The sequence below is a fragment of the Streptomyces sp. NBC_01334 genome (assembly GCF_035983595.1).
Lineage (GTDB): Bacteria > Actinomycetota > Actinomycetes > Streptomycetales > Streptomycetaceae > Streptomyces > Streptomyces coriariae.
This window is the reverse complement of sequence record NZ_CP130718.1, coordinates 4948903-4973507: the sequence shown is the minus strand read 5'-3', so window position 1 is coordinate 4973507 and position 24605 is coordinate 4948903. Positions and strand designations below refer to the sequence as shown.

The 24605-nt window shown below is 68.9% G+C and carries 27 protein-coding genes; 15 read left to right on the top strand and 12 right to left on the bottom strand.

The window, feature by feature from the left end; all coding sequences use genetic code 11:
• The first annotated feature begins 100 nt into the window (after positions 1-100).
• A complete protein-coding gene (locus OG736_RS22300; protein WP_327184009.1) occupies positions 101-1600 on the top strand; it encodes a glycosyltransferase family 87 protein in 1500 nt (499 codons plus the stop codon).
• A gap of 114 nt (positions 1601-1714) precedes the next feature.
• On the opposite strand, the gene OG736_RS22295 is transcribed toward OG736_RS22300, so the two are convergent.
• From OG736_RS22295 to OG736_RS22285, 3 genes are all read right to left on the bottom strand, one after another.
• Positions 1715-2746: an alanine racemase gene (locus tag OG736_RS22295; RefSeq protein WP_020130668.1), complete on the bottom strand. Its 1032-nt coding sequence runs from the start codon at positions 2744-2746 to the stop codon at positions 1715-1717.
• A gap of 84 nt (positions 2747-2830) precedes the next feature.
• On the bottom strand, positions 2831-3952 hold the full coding sequence (gene femX / locus OG736_RS22290; RefSeq protein ID WP_062644836.1) for a peptidoglycan bridge formation glycyltransferase FemX: 1122 nt from the start codon (positions 3950-3952) through the stop codon (positions 2831-2833).
• A gap of 222 nt (positions 3953-4174) precedes the next feature.
• Positions 4175-4477 carry a hypothetical protein gene (locus OG736_RS22285; protein ID WP_327184008.1) on the bottom strand — a complete coding sequence of 101 codons (303 nt, stop codon included), beginning with the start codon at positions 4475-4477 and terminating at the stop codon, positions 4175-4177.
• A gap of 285 nt (positions 4478-4762) precedes the next feature.
• Between OG736_RS22285 and rpsF the strand changes: the two genes are divergently transcribed.
• From rpsF to rplI, 4 genes are all read left to right on the top strand, one after another.
• Positions 4763-5053, top strand: a complete 291-nt coding sequence (gene rpsF / locus OG736_RS22280; RefSeq protein ID WP_006604399.1) for a 30S ribosomal protein S6 — start codon at positions 4763-4765, stop codon at positions 5051-5053.
• A gap of 78 nt (positions 5054-5131) precedes the next feature.
• Complete coding sequence (locus OG736_RS22275; protein WP_327184007.1) at positions 5132-5749, top strand: single-stranded DNA-binding protein; 618 nt, start codon at positions 5132-5134, stop codon at positions 5747-5749.
• Positions 5750-5832: 83 nt separating this feature from the next.
• The gene (gene rpsR / locus OG736_RS22270; protein WP_020130672.1) at positions 5833-6069 is read left to right on the top strand and encodes a 30S ribosomal protein S18; all 237 of its coding nucleotides are present in this window, start codon (positions 5833-5835) and stop codon (positions 6067-6069) included.
• An 18-nt stretch (positions 6070-6087) separates the two neighbouring features.
• Positions 6088-6534 carry a 50S ribosomal protein L9 gene (rplI, locus tag OG736_RS22265; protein ID WP_020130673.1) on the top strand — a complete coding sequence of 149 codons (447 nt, stop codon included), beginning with the start codon at positions 6088-6090 and terminating at the stop codon, positions 6532-6534.
• A gap of 139 nt (positions 6535-6673) precedes the next feature.
• Here rplI and OG736_RS22260 read toward each other — a convergent pair whose 3' ends face one another.
• Positions 6674-8011 (bottom strand): MATE family efflux transporter, encoded by a 1338-nt coding sequence (locus OG736_RS22260; protein WP_327184006.1) that lies wholly within the window; start codon positions 8009-8011, stop codon positions 6674-6676.
• Between the two features lie 458 nt (positions 8012-8469).
• Between OG736_RS22260 and dnaB the strand changes: the two genes are divergently transcribed.
• Complete coding sequence (gene dnaB / locus OG736_RS22255; protein ID WP_028806982.1) at positions 8470-9948, top strand: replicative DNA helicase; 1479 nt, start codon at positions 8470-8472, stop codon at positions 9946-9948.
• 59 nt (positions 9949-10007) lie between these two features.
• A complete protein-coding gene (locus tag OG736_RS22250) occupies positions 10008-11393 on the top strand; it encodes a serine hydrolase domain-containing protein (RefSeq protein ID WP_327184005.1) in 1386 nt (461 codons plus the stop codon).
• Positions 11394-11459: 66 nt separating this feature from the next.
• Here the strand turns inward: OG736_RS22250 and OG736_RS22245 are convergent, their stop codons facing one another.
• Together OG736_RS22245 and OG736_RS22240 are read right to left on the bottom strand one after the other, a co-directional pair.
• Positions 11460-11912, bottom strand: coding sequence for a GNAT family N-acetyltransferase (locus tag OG736_RS22245; protein WP_327184004.1), 453 nt, complete (start codon positions 11910-11912; stop codon positions 11460-11462).
• Between the two features lie 10 nt (positions 11913-11922).
• On the bottom strand, positions 11923-12396 hold the full coding sequence (locus OG736_RS22240) for a MarR family winged helix-turn-helix transcriptional regulator (protein WP_327184003.1): 474 nt from the start codon (positions 12394-12396) through the stop codon (positions 11923-11925).
• A 143-nt stretch (positions 12397-12539) separates the two neighbouring features.
• Here OG736_RS22240 and OG736_RS22235 point away from each other — a divergent pair, with 143 nt between their 5' ends.
• The gene (locus OG736_RS22235) at positions 12540-13757 is read left to right on the top strand and encodes an MFS transporter (RefSeq protein WP_327184002.1); all 1218 of its coding nucleotides are present in this window, start codon (positions 12540-12542) and stop codon (positions 13755-13757) included.
• Positions 13758-13926: 169 nt separating this feature from the next.
• Positions 13927-14346, top strand: a complete 420-nt coding sequence (locus OG736_RS22230; RefSeq protein WP_057606332.1) for a GlcG/HbpS family heme-binding protein — start codon at positions 13927-13929, stop codon at positions 14344-14346.
• A gap of 68 nt (positions 14347-14414) precedes the next feature.
• On the opposite strand, the gene OG736_RS22225 is transcribed toward OG736_RS22230, so the two are convergent.
• Positions 14415-15281, bottom strand: a complete 867-nt coding sequence (locus OG736_RS22225; RefSeq protein WP_327184001.1) for a GNAT family N-acetyltransferase — start codon at positions 15279-15281, stop codon at positions 14415-14417.
• Positions 15282-15493: 212 nt separating this feature from the next.
• Here OG736_RS22225 and OG736_RS22220 point away from each other — a divergent pair, with 212 nt between their 5' ends.
• Together OG736_RS22220 and OG736_RS22215 are read left to right on the top strand one after the other, a co-directional pair.
• Positions 15494-16126: an HAD family hydrolase gene (locus OG736_RS22220; RefSeq protein WP_327184000.1), complete on the top strand. Its 633-nt coding sequence runs from the start codon at positions 15494-15496 to the stop codon at positions 16124-16126.
• Between the two features lie 449 nt (positions 16127-16575).
• Complete coding sequence (locus OG736_RS22215; RefSeq protein WP_327183999.1) at positions 16576-18306, top strand: globin domain-containing protein; 1731 nt, start codon at positions 16576-16578, stop codon at positions 18304-18306.
• A gap of 40 nt (positions 18307-18346) precedes the next feature.
• On the opposite strand, the gene OG736_RS22210 is transcribed toward OG736_RS22215, so the two are convergent.
• The 5 genes from OG736_RS22210 to OG736_RS22190 all read right to left on the bottom strand — a co-directional run bounded on the left by OG736_RS22210 (position 18347) and on the right by OG736_RS22190 (position 22082).
• Entirely contained in the window at positions 18347-18829 is a 483-nt protein-coding gene (locus tag OG736_RS22210; protein ID WP_171398235.1) for an NUDIX domain-containing protein, read from the bottom strand.
• An 88-nt stretch (positions 18830-18917) separates the two neighbouring features.
• Complete coding sequence (locus tag OG736_RS22205) at positions 18918-19823, bottom strand: LysR family transcriptional regulator (RefSeq protein WP_327183998.1); 906 nt, start codon at positions 19821-19823, stop codon at positions 18918-18920.
• Between the two features lie 228 nt (positions 19824-20051).
• Positions 20052-21209, bottom strand: a complete 1158-nt coding sequence (locus OG736_RS22200) for a cystathionine gamma-lyase (protein ID WP_327183997.1) — start codon at positions 21207-21209, stop codon at positions 20052-20054.
• Complete coding sequence (locus OG736_RS22195) at positions 21206-21697, bottom strand: low molecular weight protein-tyrosine-phosphatase (RefSeq protein WP_327183996.1); 492 nt, start codon at positions 21695-21697, stop codon at positions 21206-21208. The genes OG736_RS22200 and OG736_RS22195 overlap by 4 nt, the downstream gene beginning before the upstream one ends.
• Positions 21698-21704: 7 nt before the next feature.
• A complete protein-coding gene (locus OG736_RS22190) occupies positions 21705-22082 on the bottom strand; it encodes a phage holin family protein (RefSeq protein ID WP_054242144.1) in 378 nt (125 codons plus the stop codon).
• Between the two features lie 58 nt (positions 22083-22140).
• Between OG736_RS22190 and OG736_RS22185 the strand changes: the two genes are divergently transcribed.
• The 4 genes from OG736_RS22185 (at position 22141) to OG736_RS22170 (ending at position 24525) form a co-directional block, all read left to right on the top strand.
• A complete protein-coding gene (locus OG736_RS22185; RefSeq protein WP_020130690.1) occupies positions 22141-22458 on the top strand; it encodes a cupin domain-containing protein in 318 nt (105 codons plus the stop codon).
• Positions 22459-22704: 246 nt separating this feature from the next.
• Positions 22705-22917, top strand: coding sequence for a DUF5326 family protein (locus OG736_RS22180; RefSeq protein ID WP_020130691.1), 213 nt, complete (start codon positions 22705-22707; stop codon positions 22915-22917).
• A gap of 197 nt (positions 22918-23114) precedes the next feature.
• Positions 23115-23978, top strand: a complete 864-nt coding sequence (locus OG736_RS22175; RefSeq protein WP_327183995.1) for an IclR family transcriptional regulator — start codon at positions 23115-23117, stop codon at positions 23976-23978.
• 100 nt (positions 23979-24078) lie between these two features.
• Positions 24079-24525 (top strand): SsgA family sporulation/cell division regulator, encoded by a 447-nt coding sequence (locus OG736_RS22170; RefSeq protein ID WP_020130693.1) that lies wholly within the window; start codon positions 24079-24081, stop codon positions 24523-24525.
• Positions 24526-24605: the final 80 nt, after the last annotated feature.

The following is a 24605-nucleotide window of genomic DNA, read 5'->3' as shown; positions in this document are numbered from 1 at the left end:
TGAAACATGCGCATGTTTCACGTGAAACGAGGGCCGCTCCACCGAACGAGGTGGGGCGGCCCTCGGCGTTTTCCTAGGTCCGTACGGCAGGATGTCGCTCATGCCCAGTGCAGAATCGACGCCGACGCGCGCGCACGAGCCGGATCCGGTGAAGCCGACCAGCGACGACCCGGTGGCCACGGCCGGCAGTGAGCTGATCGGCGGTCCTATCGGCCGCCGGGCCCTGCTCGGGACGTCCTGGTGGACCCCCGTGCGGATCATCGCGCTCGTGGCGATCGGGATGTTCGCCCTAGGACTGATCCAGAAGGCGCCTTGCTACAACGGCGGCTGGTTCTTCGGTGCCACCACCCAGTACACGCACGCCTGCTACTCGGACATCCCGCACCTCTACCAGGGACGCGGTTTCGCCGACGGGCTCGTGCCGTACTTCGACAAGCTTCCCGGCGACATGGACTACCTCGAGTACCCGGTGCTGACCGGCGTGTTCATGGAGGTGGCCAACTGGCTGACGCCGGGCAGCGGCAGCATCCAGGACCAGGAACAGTGGTACTGGATGGTCAACGCCGGGATGCTGATGGCGTGCGCGGCCGTCATCGCCGTCTGTGTGGCCCGGACCCACGCCCGGCGCCCCTGGGACGGTCTGCTGGTCGCCCTGGCCCCCGCCTTCGCGTTGACCGCCACCATCAACTGGGACCTGCTGGCGGTCGCTCTGACGGCCGCGGCGATGCTCATGTGGTCGCGGGGCCGGTCGCTCGCCTTCGGGGTCCTCCTGGGGCTCGCCACGGCCGCCAAGCTCTATCCCGTCTTCCTGCTCGGACCCCTGTTCGTGCTGTGCTGGCGTGCGGGCAAGTGGCGGGACTTCGGAAAGGCCCTGGGCGGTGCGGTCGTCGCCTGGCTGGTGGTCAACCTGCCGGTCATGCTCTTCGCCTTCGAGGGATGGTCGAAGTTCTACCGGTTCAGCCAGGAGCGGGGCGTCGACTTCGGCTCCTTCTGGCTGATCATGGCGCAGAACTCGAGCGATCCCCTCACCACCGACAGCGTCAACACTCTTGCCACGCTTCTTGTCGTGCTGTGCGCCGCGGGCATCGCCGTGCTGGCGCTGACCGCGCCCCGCCGGCCCCGCTTCGCCCAGCTGGCCTTCCTGATCGTCGCCGCCTTCATCCTCACCAACAAGGTCTACTCGCCGCAGTACGTCCTGTGGCTGGTGCCGCTGGCGGTGCTGGCCCGGCCGAAGTGGCGGGACTTCCTGATCTGGCAGGCGTGCGAGGTCGCCTACTTCCTGGGCATCTGGATGTACCTCGCGTACACGACGAGCGGAGACGCCCACAAGGGGCTGCCGACCGACGGCTACCACTGGGCCATCGGCGTGCATCTGCTGGGAACGCTCTACCTGTGCGGCGTGATCGTGCGGGACATCCTGATGCCGGAGCGGGACGTGGTGCGGCAGGCGGGCGACGACGACCCCTCGGGCGGAGTGCTCGACGGGGCGGAGGACGTCTTCGTGCTCGGCGCCGCAGCCCATCCGCCCCGGCACGCCTCCCACTTCGACGGGCCGCAGGTGGACTGGGGCAAGCAGGACACCACCGACAGTTCGCTCTGAGCGAACAGGGCGCCGCCCGAGGCGTCAGGGCCCGGCAGCGGGCCCACGGGAAAGGCCGTACACGGAGTCTGCGTGTACGGCCTTTTCGTTGCTGCGTTCTTCGGCGCTCGTGCCTCAGCGGTCCACGATCCGGTCGAACTGCGTGGTGGTGTGCCGCAGATGGGCCACGAGTTCGTCGCCGACGTGCGGCTCCGGCGCGTCCGAGGGCACGAACAGGATGGAGACCTGCATGTGCGGCGGCTCGGCGAACCAGCGCTGCTTGCCACCCCAGACGAACGGGGAGAGATTCCGGTTCACCGTGGCGAGGCCGGCCCGGGCGACGCCCTTGGCGCGCGGCATGACGCCGTGCAGGGCCTTGGGGGCCTCCAGGCCCACCCCGTGCGACGTACCGCCCGCCACGACCACCAGGAAGCCGTCGGAGGCCGCCTTCTGCTGCCGGTAGCCGAAGCGGTCGCCCTTGGCGACCCGCGTGACGTCGAGGACGGCACCGCGGTACTCGGTGGCCTCGTGGTCCCCCAGCCACAGCCGCGTGCCGATACGGGCCCGGAAGCGGGTCTGCGGGAACTGCTGCCGCAGCCGGGCGAGTTCGTCGGCCTTGAGGTGGCTGACGAACATCGTGTGCAGGGGCAGCCGGGCCGCGCGCAGCCGGTCCATCCAGCCGATGACCTCCTCGACGGCGTCGGAGCCGTCGGTGCGGTCCAGCGGGAGGTGGATGGCGAAACCCTCGAGCCTGACGTTCTCGATGGCGGCGTGCAGCTGCGGCAGGTCCTGCTCGCTGATGCCGTGCCGCTTCATCGACGACATCACCTCGATGACCACCCGAGCGCCCACGAGGCCGTACACGCCGTCGATCGACGACACCGAGCGCACGACCCGGTCGGGCAGCGGGACGGGCTCCTCACCGCGCCGGTAGGGCGTCAGCACCAGCAGGTCGCCGCCGAAGAAGTCCTTGATGCGCGCGGCCTCGTACGTCGTGCCGACGGCGAGGACGTCCGAGCCCAGCCGGGTGGCCTCCTCGGCCAGCCGGTCGTGCCCGAAGCCGTAGCCGTTGCCCTTGCAGACCGGGACGAGTCCCGGGAACTGCTCCTGCACGTGCTTGTGATGCGCCCGCCAGCGCGCGGTGTCGACGTAGAGGGTGAGCGCCATGGCCGGACCTGGGACCTTTCTCGTGGCTGCGGTGTGGGGAAACGCGTCAGAGGTGTCAGAGGTATGGAATCACTGAACGTGACGTCAGCGGCGCGACATGTAGATGTCGAGGGCCTTGTGGAGCAGCTTGTTCAGCGGGAAGTCCCACTCGCCGAGATACTCCGCGGCCTGTCCGCCCGTGCCGACCTTGAACTGGATCAGGCCGAAGAGGTGGTCGGTCTCGTCCAGCGAGTCGGAGATGCCTCGCAGGTCGTAGACGGTCGCGCCGAGCGCGTAGGCGTCGCGCAGCATCCGCCACTGCATCGCGTTCGAGGGCCGGAACTCACGGCCGATGTTGTCGGACGCGCCGTAGGAGTACCAGACGTGACCGCCGACGATCAGCATCGTCGCCGCCGCCAGGTTCACGCCGTTGTGGCGGGCGAAGTACAGCCGCATGCGGTTGGGGTCCTCGGTGTTGAGGGCCGACCACATGCGCTGGAAGTAGGAGAGCGGACGCGGCCGGAAGTGGTCCCGCACGGCCGTGATCTCGTACAGCCGCTGCCACTCCTCGAGGTCGTGGTAACCGCCCTGGACGACCTCGACGCCGGCCTTCTCGGCCTTCTTGATGTTGCGGCGCCACAGCTGGTTGAAGTTCTTGTGGACCTCTTCAAGGGAACGGTTCGCCAGCGGCACCTGGTAGACGTAGCGCGGCTGGACGTCGCCGAAGCCGGCACCGCCGTCCTCGCCCTGCTGCCAGCCCATGCGGCGCAGCTTGTCAGCCACCTCGAAGGCGCGCGGCTCGATGAAGTCGGCCTCGATGTCGCGCAGTCTCTTCACGTCCGGGCTCTGGATGCCGGCCTTGATGGAGGTGGCCTCCCAGCGACGGATGATCACCGGCGGGCCCATCTTCACCGAGAACGCGCCCTGCTGCTTGAGGTGCGCCAGCATCGGTTCCAGCCAGTCGGTCAGATTCGGCGCGTACCAGTTGATGACCGGGCCTTCGGGAAGGTAGGCCAGGTAGCGCTTGATCTTGGGCAGCTGGCGGTAGAGGACGAGGCCCACGCCGACCAGTTCACCGTTGCGCTCGTCGAACCAGCCGAGGCTCTCCGAACGCCACTCGGCCTTGACATCGGCCCAGGCCGGAACCTGCATGTGGCTCGCCGACGGCAGGCTCTGGATGTATGCCAGATGCTGCTCGCGGCTGATCGTCCTCAGGGTCAGGCTCATTCGGGGCGCTCCTCGGGCTGGTGTGTCCCCATGGGTACAGGGGCTCCGGCTCTCGCGCCGAAGCCTACTGCGCCTGGCGAGCGGCCTGACTGGCCGTACGGAACCTGCGCCCCGGCCCGCGCGCGGCCGGGGCGTTCCGTCCGGATTCGTAGGTGTCCTACGCGTCTTCCGGCGCGGACGGTGCCCGTGGTGCGGGCATCGGCGCCGGTCCGGTCACCGGGTTCAGCCGAAGAGGCCGCCGTTGGCCATGCCGATGTAGAAGCCGACGCCTGCGGCACCGAGACCCAGGATCAGACCGAAGCGCTCACGGGTGGTCTCGGAGATCCACTGTCCGTACGCGCCGGTCAGGATTCCCACCAGGCCGGCCCAGGAGCTGAGCAGATGAAGGCTGTGGAAGAACGACGTGATGAAGGCCGTCACGCCGAGCACCAGAGTCACTGCCAGCAGGGTGTCCTGGATTGGATGGGCTCTGCCGTCGGTGGCGAAGAGAGAACCGGCGGTATTGGGTCGCAATGCCTGTGCCATGGGGCACCTCCTGCGAAAGCGGCGCATCGTAGCGCCATACACACCCGACGTGTACAGACTGACGGTCATCCACGCCGGATTTCAACCGGAAGCGTGTGTGCAGGTACTCTGTACCCTCTGCACCGGTGTCTGCCCAGGCTTGCCAGGGTGTCCGTCCAGCTGAGAGCGGGGAAGTCGCAAGCCGACCCCCGATTGTCAGTGGCGGCCGATACCGTTGCGTACGCATCACAACCCTCCTGCCACGGATCGACCGTGGCCGCTGAGTCCAAAGGAGGTGGGTTCCACATGCGTCACTACGAAGTGATGGTCATCCTCGACCCCGATCTCGAGGAGCGCGCTGTCTCCCCGCTGATCGAGAACTTCCTCTCCGTCGTCCGTGAGGGCAACGGAAAGGTGGAGAAGGTCGACACCTGGGGCCGTCGTCGTCTCTCGTACGAGATCAAGAAGAAGCCCGAGGGCATCTACTCGGTCATCGACCTTCAGGCAGAGCCTGCGGTCGTCAAGGAGCTCGACCGCCAGATGAACCTGAACGAGTCGGTCCTCCGGACCAAGGTCCTCCGTCCCGAGACCCACTGAGCTCTCTCGCTCAGCTGATCTCGGGATTCTGAGTAGCAGCACTAGCAGCCAGCAGCAAACCCGCCGAGAGGTTCCCCCATGGCAGGCGAGACCGTCATCACGGTCGTCGGCAATCTTGTCGACGACCCCGAGCTGCGCTTCACCCCCTCCGGTGCGGCGGTCGCGAAGTTCCGTGTCGCGTCCACTCCCCGCACCTTCGACCGCCAGACGAACGAGTGGAAGGACGGCGAGAGCCTGTTCCTGACCTGCTCGGTCTGGCGTCAGGCGGCGGAGAACGTCGCGGAGTCGCTCCAGCGAGGCATGCGCGTCATCGTGCAGGGCCGGCTGAAGCAGCGGTCCTACGAGGACCGTGAGGGCGTCAAGCGCACGGTCTACGAACTGGACGTCGAGGAAGTCGGCGCCAGCCTGCGCAGTGCCACGGCCAAGGTCACCAAGGCTTCCGGCCGCAGTGGCCAGGGCGGCCAGGGTGGTTACGGCGGCGGTGGCGGTGGCGGCCAGCAGGGCGGCGGCTGGGGTGGAAACTCCGGCGGCGGCCAGCAGGGCGGCGCCGCTCCCGCCGAAGACCCGTGGGCAACCGGCGCTCCCGCCGGTGGCAACCAGGGCGCCGGTGGCGGTGGCGGCGGCTGGGGTGGGAACTCCGGCGGCGGCAGCAGCGGTGGTGCCGGTGGCGGCTACTCGGACGAACCCCCCTTCTAGGCCGTTCGGGCCCGGGGTCTCCGGGCACGTCCGGGTCGAGGGTGGGTCGTATCCCAACTTCTTGATCACACAGGAGAAACACCATGGCGAAGCCGCCTGTGCGCAAGCCTAAGAAGAAGGTCTGCGCTTTCTGCAAGGACAAGGTCACGTACGTGGACTACAAGGACACGAACATGCTGCGGAAGTTCATTTCCGACCGCGGCAAGATCCGTGCCCGCCGCGTGACCGGCAACTGCACGCAGCACCAGCGTGACGTCGCCACGGCCGTCAAGAACAGCCGTGAGATGGCGCTGCTGCCGTACACCGCTCAGGCGCGATAAGGGAAGGGTGACCGACAAATGAAGATCATCCTCACCCACGAGGTCTCTGGCCTCGGTGCCGCCGGCGACGTCGTCGACGTCAAGGACGGCTACGCTCGCAACTACCTGATCCCGCGGAATTTCGCTATCCGCTGGACCAAGGGTGGCGAGAAGGACGTCGAGCAGATCCGTCGTGCTCGCAAGATCCACGAGATCCAGACCATCGAGCAGGCCAACTCTGTGAAGGCCCAGCTCGAGGGCGTGAAGGTCCGTCTGGCCGTCCGCTCCGGCGACGCCGGTCGTCTCTTCGGTTCCGTCACCCCGGCCGACATCGCTTCCGCGATCAAGGCTGCCGGTGGCCCCGAGGTCGACAAGCGTCGCATCGAGCTCGGCTCGGCGATCAAGACCCTGGGCGCCCACGAGACGTCCGTGCGTCTGCACCCCGAGGTTGCCGCCAAGGTCAACATCGAGGTCGTCGCGGCCTGATCGCTGCGTTTGGCTCGAAGAGCTGAGAAGGGGCCGCACCCTGTGGGGGGCGGCCCCTTCCGCTTGCTTGTTTCACGTGAAACGGCGGGTCCTGTGCGAAACGGCCGTTTCACGCGACCGCCGGTTTCACGTGAAACAGTCAGCGGGTGGCGCCGGTGACGATCCAGCGGCCGGAGCGGGCCCGCAGCCAGAGGGTCAGCATGCGGACCGCCATCATCAGCGTCATCGCTCCCCACACCGCGGTAAGACCGCCGCCGAGCACCGGTACCAGCAGGGCCACGGGAGTGAAGACGGCCAGGGTGAGCACCATCGCCCAGGCGAGGTAGGGGCCGTCCCCCGCACCCATCAGCACACCGTCCAGTACGAAGACGATGCCGCAGATGGGCTGGGAGAGCGCCACCACGAGAAGAGCCAGCAGTGCGGCCTCCTTCACGGCAGGGTCGCTGGTGAAGAGCGGCAGGAACACGGGGCGGGCGATCACGACCAAGAGACCGAGCAGGGCACCCACGGCGATCCCCCACTGGACCATGCGGCGGCAGACGTCACGGGCGCCCTGGGCGTCGTCGGCACCGAGATACCGTCCGATGATGGCCTGTCCGGCTATGGCGATGGCGTCGAGGGCAAAGGCCAGCAGGCTCCACAGGGCCAGAGCGATCTGATGTGCTGCGATGTCGTCGTCTCCGAGGCGGGCGGCCACGGCTGTGGCGATCATCAGAATGGCCCGCAGTGAGAGCGTGCGGACCAGCAGGGGAACCCCGGCCTGGGCGGAAGCCCTGATGCCGGCGGCGTCGGGGCGCAGCGACGCGCCATGGCGCCGGGCTCCGCGCACCACCACGGCGAGGTAGACCACGGCCATGCCCCACTGGGCGATCACGGTGCCCCAGGCAGAGCCGGCGATTCCAAGGCCCACGCCGTAGACGAGGCCGACGTTCAGCGCGGCGTTGGCGACGAAGCCAGCGACGGCGACACAGAGCGGTGTCCTTGTGTCCTGGAGTCCACGCAGGACACCGGTCGCGGCCAGTACGACGAGCATGGCCGGGATGCCGAGTGCCGAGATGCGCAGATAGGTGGTCGCGTAGGGAGCGGCGGTGTCCGAGGCGCCGAAGAGTTCTACGAGTGCCGGGGCAGAGGGCAAGGCGGCCGCGATCACAGCGGCGCCTAGCAGCAGCGCCAGCCAGATGCCGTCCATGCCCTGGCGGATGGCTGCCGGCAGGTCACCGGCGCCCACGCGGCGCGCTACTGCGGCGGTGGTGGCGTAGGCGAGGAAGACGAAGGCACTGACGGCTGTCATGAGAAGCGCGGAGGCGATGCCGAGTCCGGCCAGTTGGGCGGTGCCCAGATGGCCGACGATCGCGCTGTCGGCCATGACGAAGAGCGGCTCGGCGACGAGCGCGCCGAAGGCCGGGACGGCCAGTGCGACGATCTCTCGATCGTGCTGCCGTCGGACGGTCTCGGGGGACGCGGGAGCCTGTGTCATGAGCACCAATCTAATCGTCCACAGGTAATAGATCCAGTCCCCTTGTGACCCTTACCTCTCCTCACGCCGTGTAGTGTCTTGCGCGCCGTTCGAAGAGATCTTGGTCCGACCGGGCAACTTTTTCTTCTGCACAGCCGGTGGATGGCGAAGGTGCAGGTCAGAGGTGCTTCGCAAGAAAAGAAGAGGGCTTGTTCACAGGGCTGTCCACCGGGTCGTGCACAGGTTTTGCGGAGTTCTCCACAGCATCGGGGCCGTCGTCCACATGGCCTGTGGATAACCAGATTGGCTGACGGTGCCGACGGGCCTACCGTGGTCCGGCGCCCGCTCCGTCCGTCGGCCGAGGAAACCCTCATAAAACCGACGCGCCACAACCGGAGTTGGCGCTCTCGATTGTCAGTGCCGTGCCGTAGAAAGAAGGCATGGCGAGGTCCGCTCGGCGGACGGGAGGAGGCTGCTCGGTGAGCATTTCCGAGCCCTTGGACGACCCGTGGGCCGACAGCGGGCCCAGTGATCGTCTGCCTCCTGCCCGGCGGCGCGGCGAAGGAGGGCGCGGTCGTGACGAACAGCACGATCGCGGCCGGGAAAGCGGCGAGTGGGAAGGCGGTGGCACCACCTTCGAGCGGGTACCGCCGCAGGACCTCGACGCCGAGCAGTCCGTCCTCGGCGGCATGCTGCTGTCCAAGGACGCGATCGCCGACGTGGTCGAGGTCCTCAAGGGCCACGACTTCTACAAGCCCGCGCACGAGACGATCTACCAGGCGATCCTGGACATCTACGCCAAGGGCGAGCCGGCCGACCCCATCACGATCGCCGCCGAGCTCACCAAGCGCGGCGAGATCAACAAGGTCGGCGGCGCGTCCTATCTGCACACCCTCGTCCAGACGGTGCCGACCGCCGCCAACGCCGAGTACTACGCGGAGATTGTCCACGAACGCGCCGTGCTGCGCCGCCTGGTCGAGGCCGGCACCCGCATCACGCAGATGGGATACGCGGGCGACGACGACGTCGACGAGATCGTCAACCGCGCCCAGGCCGAGATCTACGCGGTCACCGAGCAGCGCACCAGCGAGGACTACCTCCCGCTCGGCGACATCATGGAGGGTGCCCTCGACGAGATCGAGGCGATCGGCTCGCGCAGCGGCGAGATGACGGGTGTGCCCACCGGGTTCACGGACCTCGACTCGCTCACCAACGGTCTGCACCCGGGCCAGATGATCGTCATCGCGGCGCGTCCCGCCATGGGCAAGTCGACGCTCGCGCTGGACTTCGCGCGCGCGGCGTCGATCAAGCACAACCTGCCCAGCGTCATCTTCTCCCTGGAAATGGGACGCAACGAGATCGCGATGCGTCTGCTGTCCGCCGAGGCCCGCGTTGCCCTGCACCACATGCGTTCCGGCACCATGACGGACGAGGACTGGACCCGTCTGGCGCGCCGGATGCCCGAGGTCTCCTCCGCACCGCTGTACATCGACGACTCCCCGAACCTGTCGATGATGGAGATCCGGGCCAAGTGCCGCCGCCTGAAGCAGCGCAACGACATCAAGCTCGTGATCATCGACTATCTCCAGCTGATGCAGGCCGGTGGCTCCAAGCGTTCCGAAAGCCGTCAGCAGGAGGTCTCGGACATGTCCCGTAACCTCAAGCTGCTGGCCAAGGAGCTGGAGGTCCCGGTGATCGCGCTCTCGCAGCTCAACCGTGGTCCCGAACAGCGCACGGACAAGAAGCCGATGGTGTCCGACCTGCGTGAGTCCGGCTCCATCGAGCAGGACGCCGACATGGTGATCCTGCTGCACCGTGAGGACGCCTACGAGAAGGAGTCTCCGCGCGCGGGCGAGGCGGACATCATCGTGGGCAAGCACCGTAACGGCCCGACGGCCACGATCACCGTCGCCTTCCAGGGCCACTACTCCCGCTTCGTGGACATGGCGCAGACCTGATCCGGTGCCCTGGGCGGAATGAACTCGACGTCGGCCGCGCGGGCGGGTGGACTGGGCTCATGACAACACCTCAGGAAGAGCTGCTTCCCGGCACCCGGCGGGCGCTGCTGCACCGGATCGCCGTGGCCCAGACCGAGGGACGGGCCCCGTCCCTGGTCGCCGCGGTCGTACGGGACGGGCGGGCCGTGTGGCACGGGGCGCGGACCTCGGTCGACGGGCACGCGCCGGACGAGAACGTGCAGTACCGGATCGGCTCGATCACCAAGACCTTCACCGCCGTGCTCGTGCTGCGACTGCGGGACGAAGGAATGCTCGACCTCGAGGACCCGTTGGAGAAGCATCTGCCCGGATCCGGCGCGGGGGAGGCCACGGTGGCCGAACTGCTCGCCCACACCGGTGGGTTGGCGGCGGAGTCGCCCGGCCCCTGGTGGGAGCGGACTCCGGGTTCGCTGCGGCCCGAGCTCGCCGACGTCCTCGGTGACCAGGCCGCCCCGTTTCCGGCCGGCCGACGTCACCACTACTCGAACCCCGGCTACTCACTCCTGGGTGCTCTCGTGGAAGAACTCCGTGGAGCGCCCTGGGAAGAGGTACTGCGACGGGAAGTACTCGAACCTCTGGGGCTCGACCGTACGACCGTCCGGTCGCAGGCCCCGGCCGCGGGAGGCTGGGCGGTCCATCCCTGGGCCGACGTCTTGCTGCCCGAGCCCGCCGAGGACTTCGGGCGGATGGCCGCGGCCGGCCAGCTCTGGTCCACGGCCGGCGACCTCGCGCGATTCGCCGCCTTCCTGGCCCGGGGCGACGACCGCGTCCTGAGCGTGGAGACCCTGCACGAGATGTGGATGCCCGCGGCACCGGCCGGACTGCCGGACGTGGCTGACGGTTCCACCTATGGACTGGGGCTGCAGATCCAGCACCGGGACGGTCGATTGCTCGTGGGCCACTCCGGCTCGGTGCCGGGCTTCCTGGCCACCCTCACCATCGGTGTGGCGGACGACGTGGCCGCGGTGGTGCTCGCCAACTGCACGTCCGGCCTGCTGACGTCCCAGGTGGCCGCCGATCTCGTACGGATCGTCGCCGAGGCCGAGCCGCGGATTCCCGAGCCGTGGCGTCCGCTGCGGGAGGTGGACCCCGCCGTCCTGGACCTGGCGGGCCAGTGGCACTGGGGGACCAGCCCCTTCGCCCTGCGGGTGACGGCCGACGGGCTGGTCTCCCTGGGGCCGCTGGCCGGCGCCGGGCGGCGCTCCCGGTTCAGGCCGAACGGGGACGGTACCTGGACCGGCCTGGAGGGCTACTACGCCGGAGAGCTCCTGCGGGTCGTACGGCGGCCGGACGGGAGCGTGGACCACCTGGACCTCGGGTCGTTCGTGTTCACGCGTCAGCCGTACGACGTGCGGGCCACTGTGCCCGGTGGCATCGACCCCGAGGGCTGGCGCGGTATCGGCTAGCCCCGCACGAAGCGGAAGCGCCCTGTTTCACGTGAAACAGGGCGCTTCTGTTCGGTCCCGGAGTCCTCAGAGTTGGAGCTTGAAGCCCACGTGTGAGGCGACGAAGCCCAGGCGCTCATAGAAGCGGTGGGCGTCGGTGCGCGTGCTGTCGGAGGTGAGCTGCACCAACTGGCAGTTCTCGCGCCGGGACTCCTCGATCGCCCACTCGATGAACCGCGTGCCCAGGCCGCTGCCGCGCTCGTCGGCGTGCACCCGCACGCCTTCGATGATCGACCTGGTCGAGCCGCGCCGGGACAGGCCGGGAATGATCGTCAGCTGGAGCGTTCCGACGACCTGTCCCTCACGGACGGCGACGACCAGGCGCTGATTCGGGTCGGCGGTGAGCCGTTCCAGGGCGGTCAGATAGGGGCTGAGATCGTCAGGCGACTCGCGCTGTGCGCCCAGGGGGTCGTCCGCGAGCATGCCGACGATCGCGGGGATGTCCTCGGCGACGGCAGCCCGTATTTCAAGATCTCCCATGTCCCGCACCCTATGTGCCCGAGGCGGCGACGGGTGCGTTCAGTGACTCCACGACCCGTACCAGCGGGGCCAGTTCCGCGTTCCTGGCGGCTTCGTCGAGCGCCTCGCGCAGGGCGGCGTCGTTGGTCGGACGGGCTTCGGCCAGCAGCTTCAGACCGGCTTCGGTGACGTTGGTGTAGATGCCACGGCGGTCGGTGGGGCACAGGTAGCGCTCGAGCAGCCCGCGGTCCTCGAGCCGGGTCACCAGCCGGGTGGTCGCGCTCTGGCTGAGGACGACAGCGTCGGCCACCTGCTTCATCTGGAGATGGCCTCCCTCGCCGTCGTGCTGCCGGCTGAGCACGTCGAGCAGGGAGTACTCGCGCACGCTCAGGTCGTGCCGGCTCTGCAGCGCGCGCTCGATGTGGGCCTCGATCCTCCCGTGCAGCAGGGAGAGGGCGCACCAGCCCTGGGCGAGAGCGGTGAGCGCGGGGTCCGTCGCAGTCATGGGGATTCTCCTCCGTCCCGGAGCGGCTCAGACCAGGATAGAGCAATCCCGCAATATACGGCGTTTGCCTATAGCCCGCGTCTGCAACTATTGTGGAAGCACGTTAAGCGCATCTGCAATCATCTCGGAAGGTGTTACCTCCTATGCCTCTCGCGCTTCTGGCCCTCGCGATCGGGGCCTTCGGAATCGGGACGACCGAGTTCGTGATCATGGGTCTGCTGCCCGAGGTCGCGGGCGACTTCGGGGTCTCCATCCCCACGGCCGGCTTCCTCGTGACCGGCTACGCGCTCGGTGTCATGTTCGGTGCCCCGCTCATGACGGTCCTCGGCACCAAGATCTCCCGCAAGCGGATGCTGATGCTGCTGATGGGCCTGTTCATCGTCGGCAACCTGCTGTCCGCCGTCGCCCCCTCGTTCGCCGTGATGCTGATCGGCCGCGTGGTCGCCTCACTCGCCCACGGCGCCTTCTTCGGCATCGGCTCGGTCGTCGCCGCCGACCTGGTCGCCCCGGACAAGAAGGCCGGGGCCATCGCGATGATGTTCACCGGCCTCACCGTCGCCAACGTCGTGGGCGTTCCGCTGGGCACTCTCGTCGGGCAGAGTGTCGGCTGGCGCGTGACTTTCGCCCTCGTCGCCGTACTGGGCGTCGTGGGCCTGGCCGGCATCGCCAAGCTCGTGCCCGAGATGCCGCGGGCCGAGGGAGTGCACCTGCGGCACGAACTGGCCGCCTTCAAGAACGCCCAGGTGCTGCTCGCCATGGCGATGACCGTCCTCGGCTTCGGCGGGGTCTTCGCGGCCATCACCTACATCGCGCCGATGATGACGCACGTGACGGGCTTCGCCGACGGATCCGTCACCTGGCTGCTGGTCCTCTTCGGGCTCGGCATGGTCGGCGGCAACCTCGTCGGCGGCAGGTACGCCGACCGCGCGCTGATGCCGATGCTGTACGTCTCTCTGGGCGCCCTGGCGGTCGTCCTGGCGCTCTTCACGCTCACCGCCCACAACAAGGTCCTGGCGGCCGTCACGATCGTCCTGATCGGCGCCCTGGGCTTCGCCACCGTCCCACCGCTCCAGAAGCGCGTCCTGGACCAGGCCCACGGCGCGCCGACGCTGGCGTCGGCGGTGAACATCGGTGCCTTCAACCTGGGCAACGCGCTGTCCGCCTGGCTCGGCGGTCTCGTCATCGCCGCAGGCCTGGGCTACACCGCCCCGAACTGGGTCGGCGCCGCTCTTGCCGCGGGCGCCCTGCTCCTCGCCGTCGTCTCGGCCGCGCTGGAGCGCCGTGAATACGCCCCTTGCGGTGCCGGCGCAGTCGTCGCCGGTGGAACGCCCGTCGAGCGGCGGACGGCCGTCCAGCGGTGAATCCCGTCGCTCACCTCGCTGGACCAGGGCCGCCCCGGCGGGCCGGCGCCCATCCCTGATCACCGCGGACCTCGACCGCGTTCGGCCTCGGCAGCACCAGGACCTCGGTCACGCCGGACCTCGAAAACCTCGACGCACCCCGACAACATCGCAAGGAGAACTTCCCCTCATGAGCACCACCACCTTTGCGCCCCTGACCATTCACGACGCCGAAGCCCTCGTCACGGCCGCCCGCCGTGCCGCCGAGGCCGCCGGGGTCACGGTCAGCGTCACCGTCCTGGACGCCGGCGGCCATCTGCTGGCCTTCCGCCGCGATGACCGGGCCGTACTGATCTCCGGGGAGACGAGCACGCGCAAGGCGTACACGGCGCTTCAGCTGAACGCCCCCACCGCAGACCTCGTAGACGCCGTGCAGCCGGGCGGTCTCTTCCACACCCTGCCCACCGCGCTCGACCGGCCGCTGTTGTTCATCGCGGGTGGAGTGCCGGTGCACCGCGACGGCCGTCTGATCGGCGCGATCGGGGTCGGGGGCGGCGCCCCGGAGCAGGACCACGGCTTTGCCACGGCCGCCGTGGAGACGCTCGTCTGACCTGTCACGTCACGAAGAACGCCGGTTGCCGTCCAGCACGGGAACCGGCGTTCCGTCGTGTCCCCGGCTCAGCCGGCCGCCACCGTCAGCGGCGCGAACCGGCGTCGCCAGTCGCCCGGCAGCTCCGTGATCCCGTGGGTCATCACGGCGTTGAAGGCAACGGACTCCAGGCCCCGCGCTTTCACCCACTCCAGCAGTTCCTCGTGCCGTACGTCGATGTCGGTGCGCAGAGGCCGGTCCGTGCGGGCGGCCAGGGAGGCCAGCAGGGCCTTCGCGGTCTTCGTGTCCCTGGCGATCAGCGGGCCCACGACCTGGGTGTCCATGTTGGGCCACGCGGCCGCGTAACCGATGATCCGGCCGTCGTCCTCGGCGACCCGCAACTGGTCGGCGAAGGCGGGCAGACGGGCGATCACATGCGTCCGATCGGTGCCGAAGACCGCCTCGTCGAGCCGGAGGATCGCGGTGAGGTCCTCGGCCGTGGCCGCGCGGGTGACGACGTCCGACTCCATGTCGTCCGGCGTGAGACGCCCGCGCACCATTTCCGCCCGGCCCGTGGTCTTGAAGCCCAGCTCCTCGTAGAGCGGACGGCCGTTCGGTGTGGCGTGCAGGGTCAGCGGAGTGGTGCCCAGCAGGGAGACGACGTGCCGCATCAGCCGCCGACCGACCCCCTGCCGGGCGTACCGCTCGGCGACCAGCACCATGCCGATGGCGCGGAGGGCGGGGTGGCCGGGCGGACCGTACTCGGTGACGACGCAGGCACTGACGAGCCCGCCGTCGGGGTCGTCGATGCCGTATCCCCTTCCGGCCGAGAGGAGCAGGCCCCACTTGTGCTCCTCGCGCGGCCACCCCCGGTCCTCGGACAAGTCGGCGCAGGCGGTGAGGTCGCGGTACGTCAGACGACGGATGGGCAGAGCGGTGAGGGAAGGAGTCGGCACGCAGGTCAGGCTGTCCGACCCGTACCGTCGGCGTCCACCTGTTTCCCCTGGGACGTACGTGCTTCTGGCCATGTCCCGGCCCGCCGTCCAGCCTTACGGCCCCTCTCCAGGGCGACGGCGGTGCGGGAGTGTTTCACGTGAAACAGGGGCGAACGGAAGCCCGGGAGAGGCGCGGTCAGGGAGATCTCAGGCCTGCCCGTTAGCCTCGGCCCATGGCGAGACTTCACCTCTTCGACCTTGACGGCACGCTGCTGCACGGGACGTCCGCTCCCTTGGAGATCTCGCGTCAACTCGGCCTGGAGGCCGAGACGGCGGTGCTGGAGCAGTCGATCTCCGCGGGGTTGATCGGCCCGCCGGAGTACGCGGCGCAGGTGTACGAACTCTGGACGCAGCTCACCGAGGAGCATGTGACGGCGGCGTTCGAAGGAGCGCCGTGGCTGGCACGCATCCGCGATGTCTGGGCCGAGATAGGGCACAGAGGGGAGTACTGCGCGGTCGTGTCGCTCTCGCCTTCCTTCTTCGTGGAAAGACTCACCGGGTGGGGCGCCCACGCGGCGTATGGGTCCCGGTTCCCGGCGGTCCCTTTCACCGAGCCCATGGACCCGGCGGGAGTGCTGAGCGCGGCGGCGAAGGTGCTGATCGCCGACCGACTCTGTGCGGAGTTCGGAGTGACGCGGGACGACTGTGTCGCCTACGGCGATTCGCTCTCCGACAAGGATCTGTTCGGGGCCGTGCCGGTCTCCGTGGCGGTCAACTCGGACCGCCATCTGGCGGGCCTCGCGACCCACTCCTACGTGGGGAAGGATCTGTGGGATGCCTATGAATTGGTGTGCCACGACCGCTGATTGACCCCTCATCGACCCTGGATCGAAGAAAACCTGCGGTTCGCGTGCCGAGCGGGATCCAGGGACGGAAGGGGGGGACTTGTGCGGCGGACGGCGGCCGGTATGGTCGACTCCGGTTCGCTTCCGGGACGAAGTGCGCGCGACGCGGTGCATACATTCCGCGCGAGCCGAGAACAGGGCAATGCAGCCTAACGGGACGGAGGGATCGAAGACCCGCATTTCCGGTGATGTGACCGAGGCGCCCGGACAGGATGGGATGCTGCGGTGAGAGTGCCGCCCCGCCTTTCACACGCGCCCTGCGTGTGGGTGCGGAGGGCAAATACGGGTGGACCGTGGCGGTCCTGGTCGTGGAACCGAACGGAAAAACAAGCCATCTGCGGGGGAAGCAGGCACCTTCCGATCCAGGAAGTGCGCAGACCGACCGAAAGATGTTCGAGGCGAGGCACACCATGGACGCTCCGACCAGCAGGTCGGCCGACAACGGCACGTCCGGCGGCGGGGACGGATGGTTCACACCGCGCAAGCAGCCGGAGCCAGCTCCGCGGGGCGAGGACGGGGCTTCTGAGGGCCGTCGCCTGGCCGCACTGCGCCCGGTGGGCAGGAACGCGGTCGACTCCCATGGCGAGGCGCCCCAGAGCGGCACCACGGACGCCGAGCGCCGAATACACCCGGACCCGCCGACCCCCGACGACGCGACGACCGCCCCCGCGAGCGCACAGCCCCCCTCGCCGCCCTGGCAGGAATCCCCCACCGAGGTCCACCACCCCGCCGAGACACCACCCTTCGTGCAGTCTCGGCCACCGGCCCCGCCCGAGGCGCCGGCCCCGCCCGAGGCGCCCGCCGCCTCTCGAGGCGGCGCGGAACCCGGGGCACCTGTCCAGCAGCGGGCGCCCATGCCGTCGCCGCTGCCGCCGACGCAGCAGCCGCAGCCGTCGGTGTCCGGGGAAGTGCCTGGGCCCCCGCAGCGGGCCGTGCTCACCGAGTCCCGTTCGGCCGTACAACAGGTCACCGCCTCGCCCGTCGATTCCCTGCTGTCCGCTCACCGGCCCTCGCCCGCTGGCAACGCGTCTCCGGACGCCGTCCTCATCCGGCGCACGATGGCCGAGGTGGCCCCGGTGGCGGACAAGGTCACGTCGTACTTCTACGCGCTGCTGTTCGTCCGCCACCCCGACCTGCGCTCGCTGTTCCCGCCCGCGATGGACGCCCAACGGGACCGGCTGCTCAAGGCGCTGCTCACCGCCGCCGAGCACGTGGACAACAAAGCGGTCCTCGTCGAATACCTGCAGAACCTGGGCCGTGGCCACCGCAAGTACGGCACCAGGGCCGAGCACTATCCGGCCGTCGGCGAGTGCCTCATCGGCGCGCTGAGCAAGTACGCGGACGCCGTGTGGAACGCCGAGACGGAGGCGGCCTGGGTCCGGACCTACACCACGATCTCCCAGGTCATGATCGACGCGGCGGCCGTGGACGAACTGCGCGCCCCGCCCTGGTGGTACGCGGAGGTCGTCACGCACGACCTCAGAACGCCGGATGTGGCGATCCTCACCGTCCGGCCCAACCAGCCCTACCCCTTCCTCGCCGGGCAGTACGCGAGCCTGGAGACGCCGTGGTGGCCGCGGATCTGGCGGCACTACTCCTTCGCCTCGGCACCACGCTCCGACGGCCTGCTGGCGTTCCATGTGAAAGCCGTCCCGGCGGGCTGGGTCTCCAGCGCCCTGGTGCACCGCGCCCGGCCCGGCGACGTCATCCGGCTCGGTCCCCCGGCCGGTTCGATGACCGTCGATCACACCAGGAACAGCGGGCTGCTCTGCCTGGGCGGTGGCACCGGCATAGCCCCCATCAAGGCGCTGGTCGAGGATGTCGCCGAGCACGGCACCCGCCGCCCGGTCGAGGTGTTCTACGGCGCGCGCAGCGACCACGACCTGTACGACATCGACACGATGCTCCGGCTCCAGCAGTCCCACCCCTGGCTGGAGGTCCGCCCGGTGGTCGACCGGCACGGTCTGCTCCAGTTGCCCGACGCGATACGCACCTTCGGGCCCTGGGCCGAGTACGACGCCTATGTCGCCGGTCCGCCCGGCATGATCCGCAGCGGGGTGGACGCGCTGCGGGGCGTCGGCATCCCCTCGGAGCGCATACGGCACGACTCGGTCGAGGAACTCGTCGCAGCCGGAAGCTGACCAGGCGTCCCGCAGACCGCTCCGGACCGGGCTCAGCCCCTCAGCCGAGGTCGGGCGCGTGCATGGCGCGGACGCCCTCGATGTTGCCGTCGAGGTAGTGCCGCAGCGACAGCGGTACGAGGTGGACGGAGGCGATCCCGACCCGGGTGAACGGCACACGGACGATCTCGTACTCGCCGGCGGGTTCCTCGATCTCGGGGCCGTGCCGCAGGGACGGGTCCATGGACTCCAGACGGCAGACGAAGAAGTGCTGCACCTTCACGCCGGTCGCACCCCCGTCGTCACCGATGTGCTCGACGGTGTCGACGAAGCAGGGCACCACGTCGGTGATCTTGGCGCCGAGTTCCTCGTGCACCTCACGGTGCAAGGCGTCCACCACCGTCGCGTCATCCGGTTCGACCCCGCCACCGGGCGTGACCCAGTAGGGATCCACACCGGGCTTGGTGCGCTTGATCAGGATCAGGTTGTCGCCGTCCAGCAGAACGGCTCGTGCGGTGCGCTTGACCACGGGTCGGACGGTCATGGGAGAAATGTGGCCCGGCTGGTTCCACGTGAAACATCGTGAGGGGTCACCGGAGGAGATCATTCCCTGCCACCGGGGGGAAACCGGGTCAGTACCACGCGGTAGCCGCGCTCAGCAGCCATTCGTGGGCCCGGGCGACATGCGGCGTCGCCAGCGTTCCTGTGCGCGCCACAAGAACGTACGTCCGTAGCGGCGGCACCGCCGGTTCGTGGAGCGCGACGATGTCACCGCGGTCCAGAGCGGTCGCACACAGATAGCGGGGCAGGACGGCCAGACCGGCACCCGCGACAGCACACGCGAGGACCGCGCGCAGGTCGGGCACGATGACGGTGCCCGAGGCGGCGGGGCGCGAGTCGAAGACGGAGGCCCAGTAGCGGGAGACGAGGGGCAGGGACTCGTGGACCTCGACGACCGGGAGGTTCTCCAGCGCGGTCGCGCCCTTGCGGCACAGCTTCCCGGCATCGATCCGCTCGTCCCACTGCGGGGCGGCGACCAGGACGTGCTCCTCGTCGCACAGCGGAGTGGCCGTGAGCAGCGCCCCGCGCGGTCGCGCCGTGCTGATGACCAGGTCGTGGTGGCCGGCAGCCAGGCCTTCCAGGACCTCCTCGGCGTTGCCGAAGGAGGCACGCAGGGCGAACCCCTGGCCGTCGTCGCCGGACAGCTCGGTGAGCGTGGGAAGGGCCCGCTCGGCGGTGAATTCGGGGGGCCCTGCGAGGTGAAGCGTCCGCCCGGTGGACTCGTCGTCGGGGCCGGTTCCGGCGATCTCCACCAAGGCGTCGAGATGGGGAGCGGCCTTGTGGGCGAGTTCGTCGCCGATGCTCGTGGGCGTCACGCCGCGGGCCTGCCGCAGGAACAGGGGACGGCCGAGCTGCCGCTCCAGCGTGCGGATCTGTGAGGTGACGGCCGGCTGGGACAGTCCCAGCAGAGCGGCGGCGCGAGTGAAGGAGCCGGCCCGGTGCACGGTCACGAAGGTGCGCAGCAAAGCCAGATCCACGGAGCATCCTCCCTTTCCCCCGCCTTCCTCCAGCTCTGAGGCAGGGCCCAACTATAAATAAGTCGATAGGTCTCTGCCGCTACTGTGATTGGACACTGACACAGAGTCAACTAGCCTTGTTCGCGCGGTTCTTCGCGCGCAGAACCGAGGACGGTCCGAGCCACGAGGGGGGAGGCTCGGACCGTCCGTTGTGCGTAGCGGGGCCCGGACGGGTGGTCCGTAAGGCAATCACCGCGCCGACTCCTCCAGCGCACGCAGCACATCCGCCACCAGGTCCTCGGGGTCCTCGGCGCCGACGGACAGCCGGATGAAGCCCTCCGGCACCGCGTCCCCACCCCAGCGCCCGCGCCGCTCCGCGGTCGACCGCACCCCGCCGAAGCTCGTCGCGTCGTCCACGAGCCGCAGGGCCTCGAGGAAACGCTCGGCGTGCGCGCGCGTGGCCAGCGTGAAGGAGATCACGCACCCGTAGCGACGCATCTGCTGCGAGGCGACCTTGTGCGACGGGTCGTCCGGCAGCCCCGGGTACCGCAGCCCGCTCACCTCGGGCCTCCCCCGCAGTGCCTCGGCCACGGCCATGGCGGTGGTGTTCTGCCGCTCCACGCGCAACTGGAGGGTGGCGATCGACCGGTGTGCGAGCCAGGCCTCCATGGGCCCGGGGATGGCTCCGACGATCTTGCGCCAGCGCCGCACGGCCGTCATCGGTGTACCGGCCCGCCCGGTGACGTAGCCGAGGAGGACGTCGCCGTGACCCGTGAGCTGCTTGGTGCCACTGGCCACCGAGAAGTCGGCGCCGAGTTCCAGCGGGCGCTGCCCGAGCGGGGTGGCGAGCGTGTTGTCCACGGCCACCAGAGCGCCACGCGCGTGTGCCGCCTCGACGAGCCGCCGGATGTCGCACACGTCGAGCCCGGGGTTCGAGGGGGACTCGATCCACAGCAGCTTCGCGCCGTCCAGGACGTCCAGCTGGGCGTCGTCGCCGGTCGGCGCGGTGCGTACCTCGATGCCGTACGCCTCCAACTGCGCGCGCACCAGGGGCAGTACCTGATAGCCGTCGTCGGGCAGTACGACGGTGTCCCCGGCCTTCAGCTGGGAGAACAGCACCGACGAGATCGCGGCCATGCCGGAGGCGAAGGCGAGCGTCTCGACGTCGTCCTGGCCCGGTGCCTCGAGCTCGCCGATGGCGTGCTCCAGGTGGGTCCAGGTCGGGTTCTCGTCACGGCCGTAGGTGTACGGGCCCGTGGGCTCGCCCGGCAGGTGGAAGTGCGCTGCGAACACCGGCCCGGGAAGGGTCGGCTCGTACTTCACCGGCTCGGGCAGCCCCGCCCGCACCGCGCGCGTGCCCTCGCCGGGGCCTCTGGAAAGCTCTCCGTCGGTAGCGGATCCGCTCATGCCATTCGTCCTTCCACGTCGTCTCGTACGGCGGCGAGCAGACCGGCGCTCGCCTCCTCCACCATCTCAAGGCACTCCTCGAAGCCGCCCAGGCCCCCGTAGTAGGGGTCGGGGACGTCGAGGTCGTCGGCTGCCGCGGGAGTGTAGGACCGAAGCAGCCGTATCTTCGCCGCGTCCTCCTGGGTGGGTGCGAGGAGGCGCAGGGCCTTGAGATGGCCGGCGTCGAGGGCTATGACGAGGTCGAGGCGGGCGAACCAGGACGGCTCGAAGCGCCGGGCCGCGTGGTCGAGGGCGTATCCGTGCTCCTCCAGGACGGAGCGGGCACGCGGATCGGCGCCCTCGCCCTCGTGCCAGTCACCCGTGCCGGCGCTCTCGATCTCGACCAGTCCCTCGAGACCGGCGTCGTCCACGCGCGCGCGGAAGACCGACTCGGCCATCGGCGAGCGGCAGATGTTGCCGGTGCAGACGAAACAGACGCGGTAGGTCATCGCGGCCTCAGTCGCCGTCGGGCATGACGACGTTGAGGGCCCAGGAGACGACGGAAATGATCAGGCCGCCCAGGACCGCGGTCCAGAAGCCCTCCACGTGGAAGCTCAGGTCGAGCTTGTCGGCCAACCACGAGGTCAGCAGCAGCATCAGGGCGTTGACCACCAGGGTGATCAGGCCGAGGGTGAGGATGAACAGGGGGAAGGTCAGCACCTTCACGACCGGCTTGACCAGGAAGTTCACCAGGCCGAAAAGCAGTGCGACGACGACGAGGGTGCCTATCTTCTTGCCCGTGCTGTCACCGGTCAGGGTGATCTTGTCGAGCAGCCAGACGGCGACCGCCAGGGCGCCTGCGTTGGCGATCGTCTTGACTACGAAATTCTTCATGTGTCTGATCGTGGCAGAGAGATCGAGAACGAGCACCGGACGAGGGCGGACTAGGTCGATGAAGGCATTCCGGTTGGATGAACTGGAGGCGGAGCGAGCCGCCAACGACGGTGCCTACCTGCAGTTTCTGCGTGAACGGAACATGTCGGTCGGGCTGTACGCGCTCGACGCCGGCGCGCATGATCCACAGAATCCGCACAACCAGGACGAGGTGTACTTCGTCGTGAGCGGGCGTGCCTCGATCACTGTCGGTCTGGAGACGACTCAAGTGGCGCGGGGCAGTGTGGTGTACGTCCCGGCCGGGGTCGCCCACAAGTTCCATCACATCAGCGAGGACCTTCGGGTCCTGGTCGTCTTCTCGCCGGCCGAGGGCTGAGCTCCTCCGTCCGGAGTCCGTCCTGAGCAGGGCCTTACGGTGCCTGTCCGGCGTCCTGCCTGAGCGTGTCCGTCCGCTGGTCGACCAGCGGTCTCGGGGTTCCCTAAGGGTTCGGTCAGGGGAGGACAAGGGGTGCGAGGCCCCCGTCGGCACCCTCTTCGGACCTAGCATCGGCGGCAGGACATCGAATCGCTCCGGCCCGACAGGGGTGCCGGACATCGAACGAAGAGGATGAGGACAAGGGCCATGCGAGAGATCTTCGCGGGAATGCCGTGGTGGGTGAAGTGGGTCGCGGTGCCGGTCATCGCCCTGGTCGTGTTCGGTGGCCTCATAGCCAGCGTCGTCGGGTTCGTGATCGGCCTGCTCTTCAAGCTGCTGGTCTTCGTGGCGCTGGTCGGCGGACTGATCTACGTCGTAAGGAAGTTCACTTCGAGTTCCTCCTCGCGCAGCGACTGGTGAGCGGTGCGGGAGGCCGGTGAGCGGTAACAGGAATCGCCTGTTCCCTCGGCCGGGGGAAGTTTCCCTGACAGGCCGTCTGTACGTGGTGGCAGACGGTTAAAGTCCGGAACTCGTCGCGGGTACGAACCCCCGCGAGTGGCGCACACCCCTCCCGTGTTCCCCGCACGGACCTCCCCCTCGCGCTTCGGAAGTGACCCATGGTCATGGTTGACACCGCATCGGCAGAACCGTTCGCACCCCCCGCCCGGCCGCGGTCCGCCGCACCCCCGCTGCAACGCCCACCGAACACGACCACCCCCGAGCATCCGCACCCCGCGGCCACCCTGATCGGCTCCGTCCAGCGCGCCATGCGGCTGCTGGAATCCGTCGCGGAGCACGAGTACGGGGCTCCGGCCAAGCAGCTCGCCCGCGAGACCGGACTCGCGCTGCCCACGGCCTACCACCTGCTGCGCACCCTCGTGCACGAGGGCTATCTGCGACGGGACAGAGGGCTGTTCTTCCTCGGCGAGGCCGCCGAGCGGCTCGGCAGGAGCGGAGCAGCGCAGAAACGTCGCAGCACGGTCGCCGACACCCTCGCGCAGTGGCGCGATTCGATCGGTGTCCCCGTGTACTACGCCAGGTACCGCGACGGCGAGATCGAGATCATGTGCGTCTCGGACACCCCGGGCAATCCGGCGGTCGAGGAGTGGGCCGACTTCGGCGAGACCGGACACGCGCACGCCATCGGCCAGTGTCTGCTCTCCCAGCTGGACGAGGACGCCCGTCGCGACCACCTGGCCCGCTACCCCGCCGAGTCGATCACCCCGTACACCGTGCGTGACAACCACGCCCTGCTGCGGCGCCTGGAGCGGATGCGGCGCATGGAACCGGTCGTCGAACGGCAGGAGTACGCGCTGGGCACGGTGTGTGCCGCCGTCCCGATCACCGTGGGCACCACGGCGTCCACGATGGCGATCTCTCTGCCCGCCCATCACGCCGACCGGCTGCTGCCGGCCGCCCGGCAACTTCAGAGCGAGATCGGACGGCTGCTGGGGTCGCTGGCGATCTCTATCAGTATCTGAAAACTCACTCCTTGTGATCTGTTGTGTACTTTCAGCAAGATGCGTGCAGTGTCAGAAGGTCCATTCCCGGCCAGTCGGCGGCAAATGACAGGGCAAGGCGATGCGCGAGTCCGTACAGGCAGTACAGGCAGAGGTCATGATGAGCTTCCTCGTCTCCGAGGAGCTCTCGTTCCGCATTCCGGTGGAGCTGGGTTACGAGTCGTGCGATCCCTATGCCGTGCGACTCACCTTTCATCTGCCCGGTGATGCCCCGGTGACCTGGGCTTTCGGGCGCGAGTTGCTCATCGACGGGGTGGGCAGGCCGTGTGGCGAAGGGGACGTCCGCGTCTCGCCGGTGGATCCCGATGTGCTGGGGGAGGTCCTGATCCGGCTTCAGGTCGGTGGTGACCAGGCGCTGTTCCGCTCCTCGGCGGCCCCGCTCGTGGCGTTCCTCGACCGCACCGACAAGCTGGTTCCGTTGGGCCAGGAGGGTGCTCTCGCCGATTTCGACGCGCATCTGGACGAGGCGTTGGACCGGATCCTGGCGGAGGAACAGAGCGCCGGCTGACGTGATGGCAATGCGAGGGGTGGCGAGGGTGGCGAAGCGAGTGCGGCGAAGGCTTCGTTGCGGTTGGCGTTGTGCAGGAA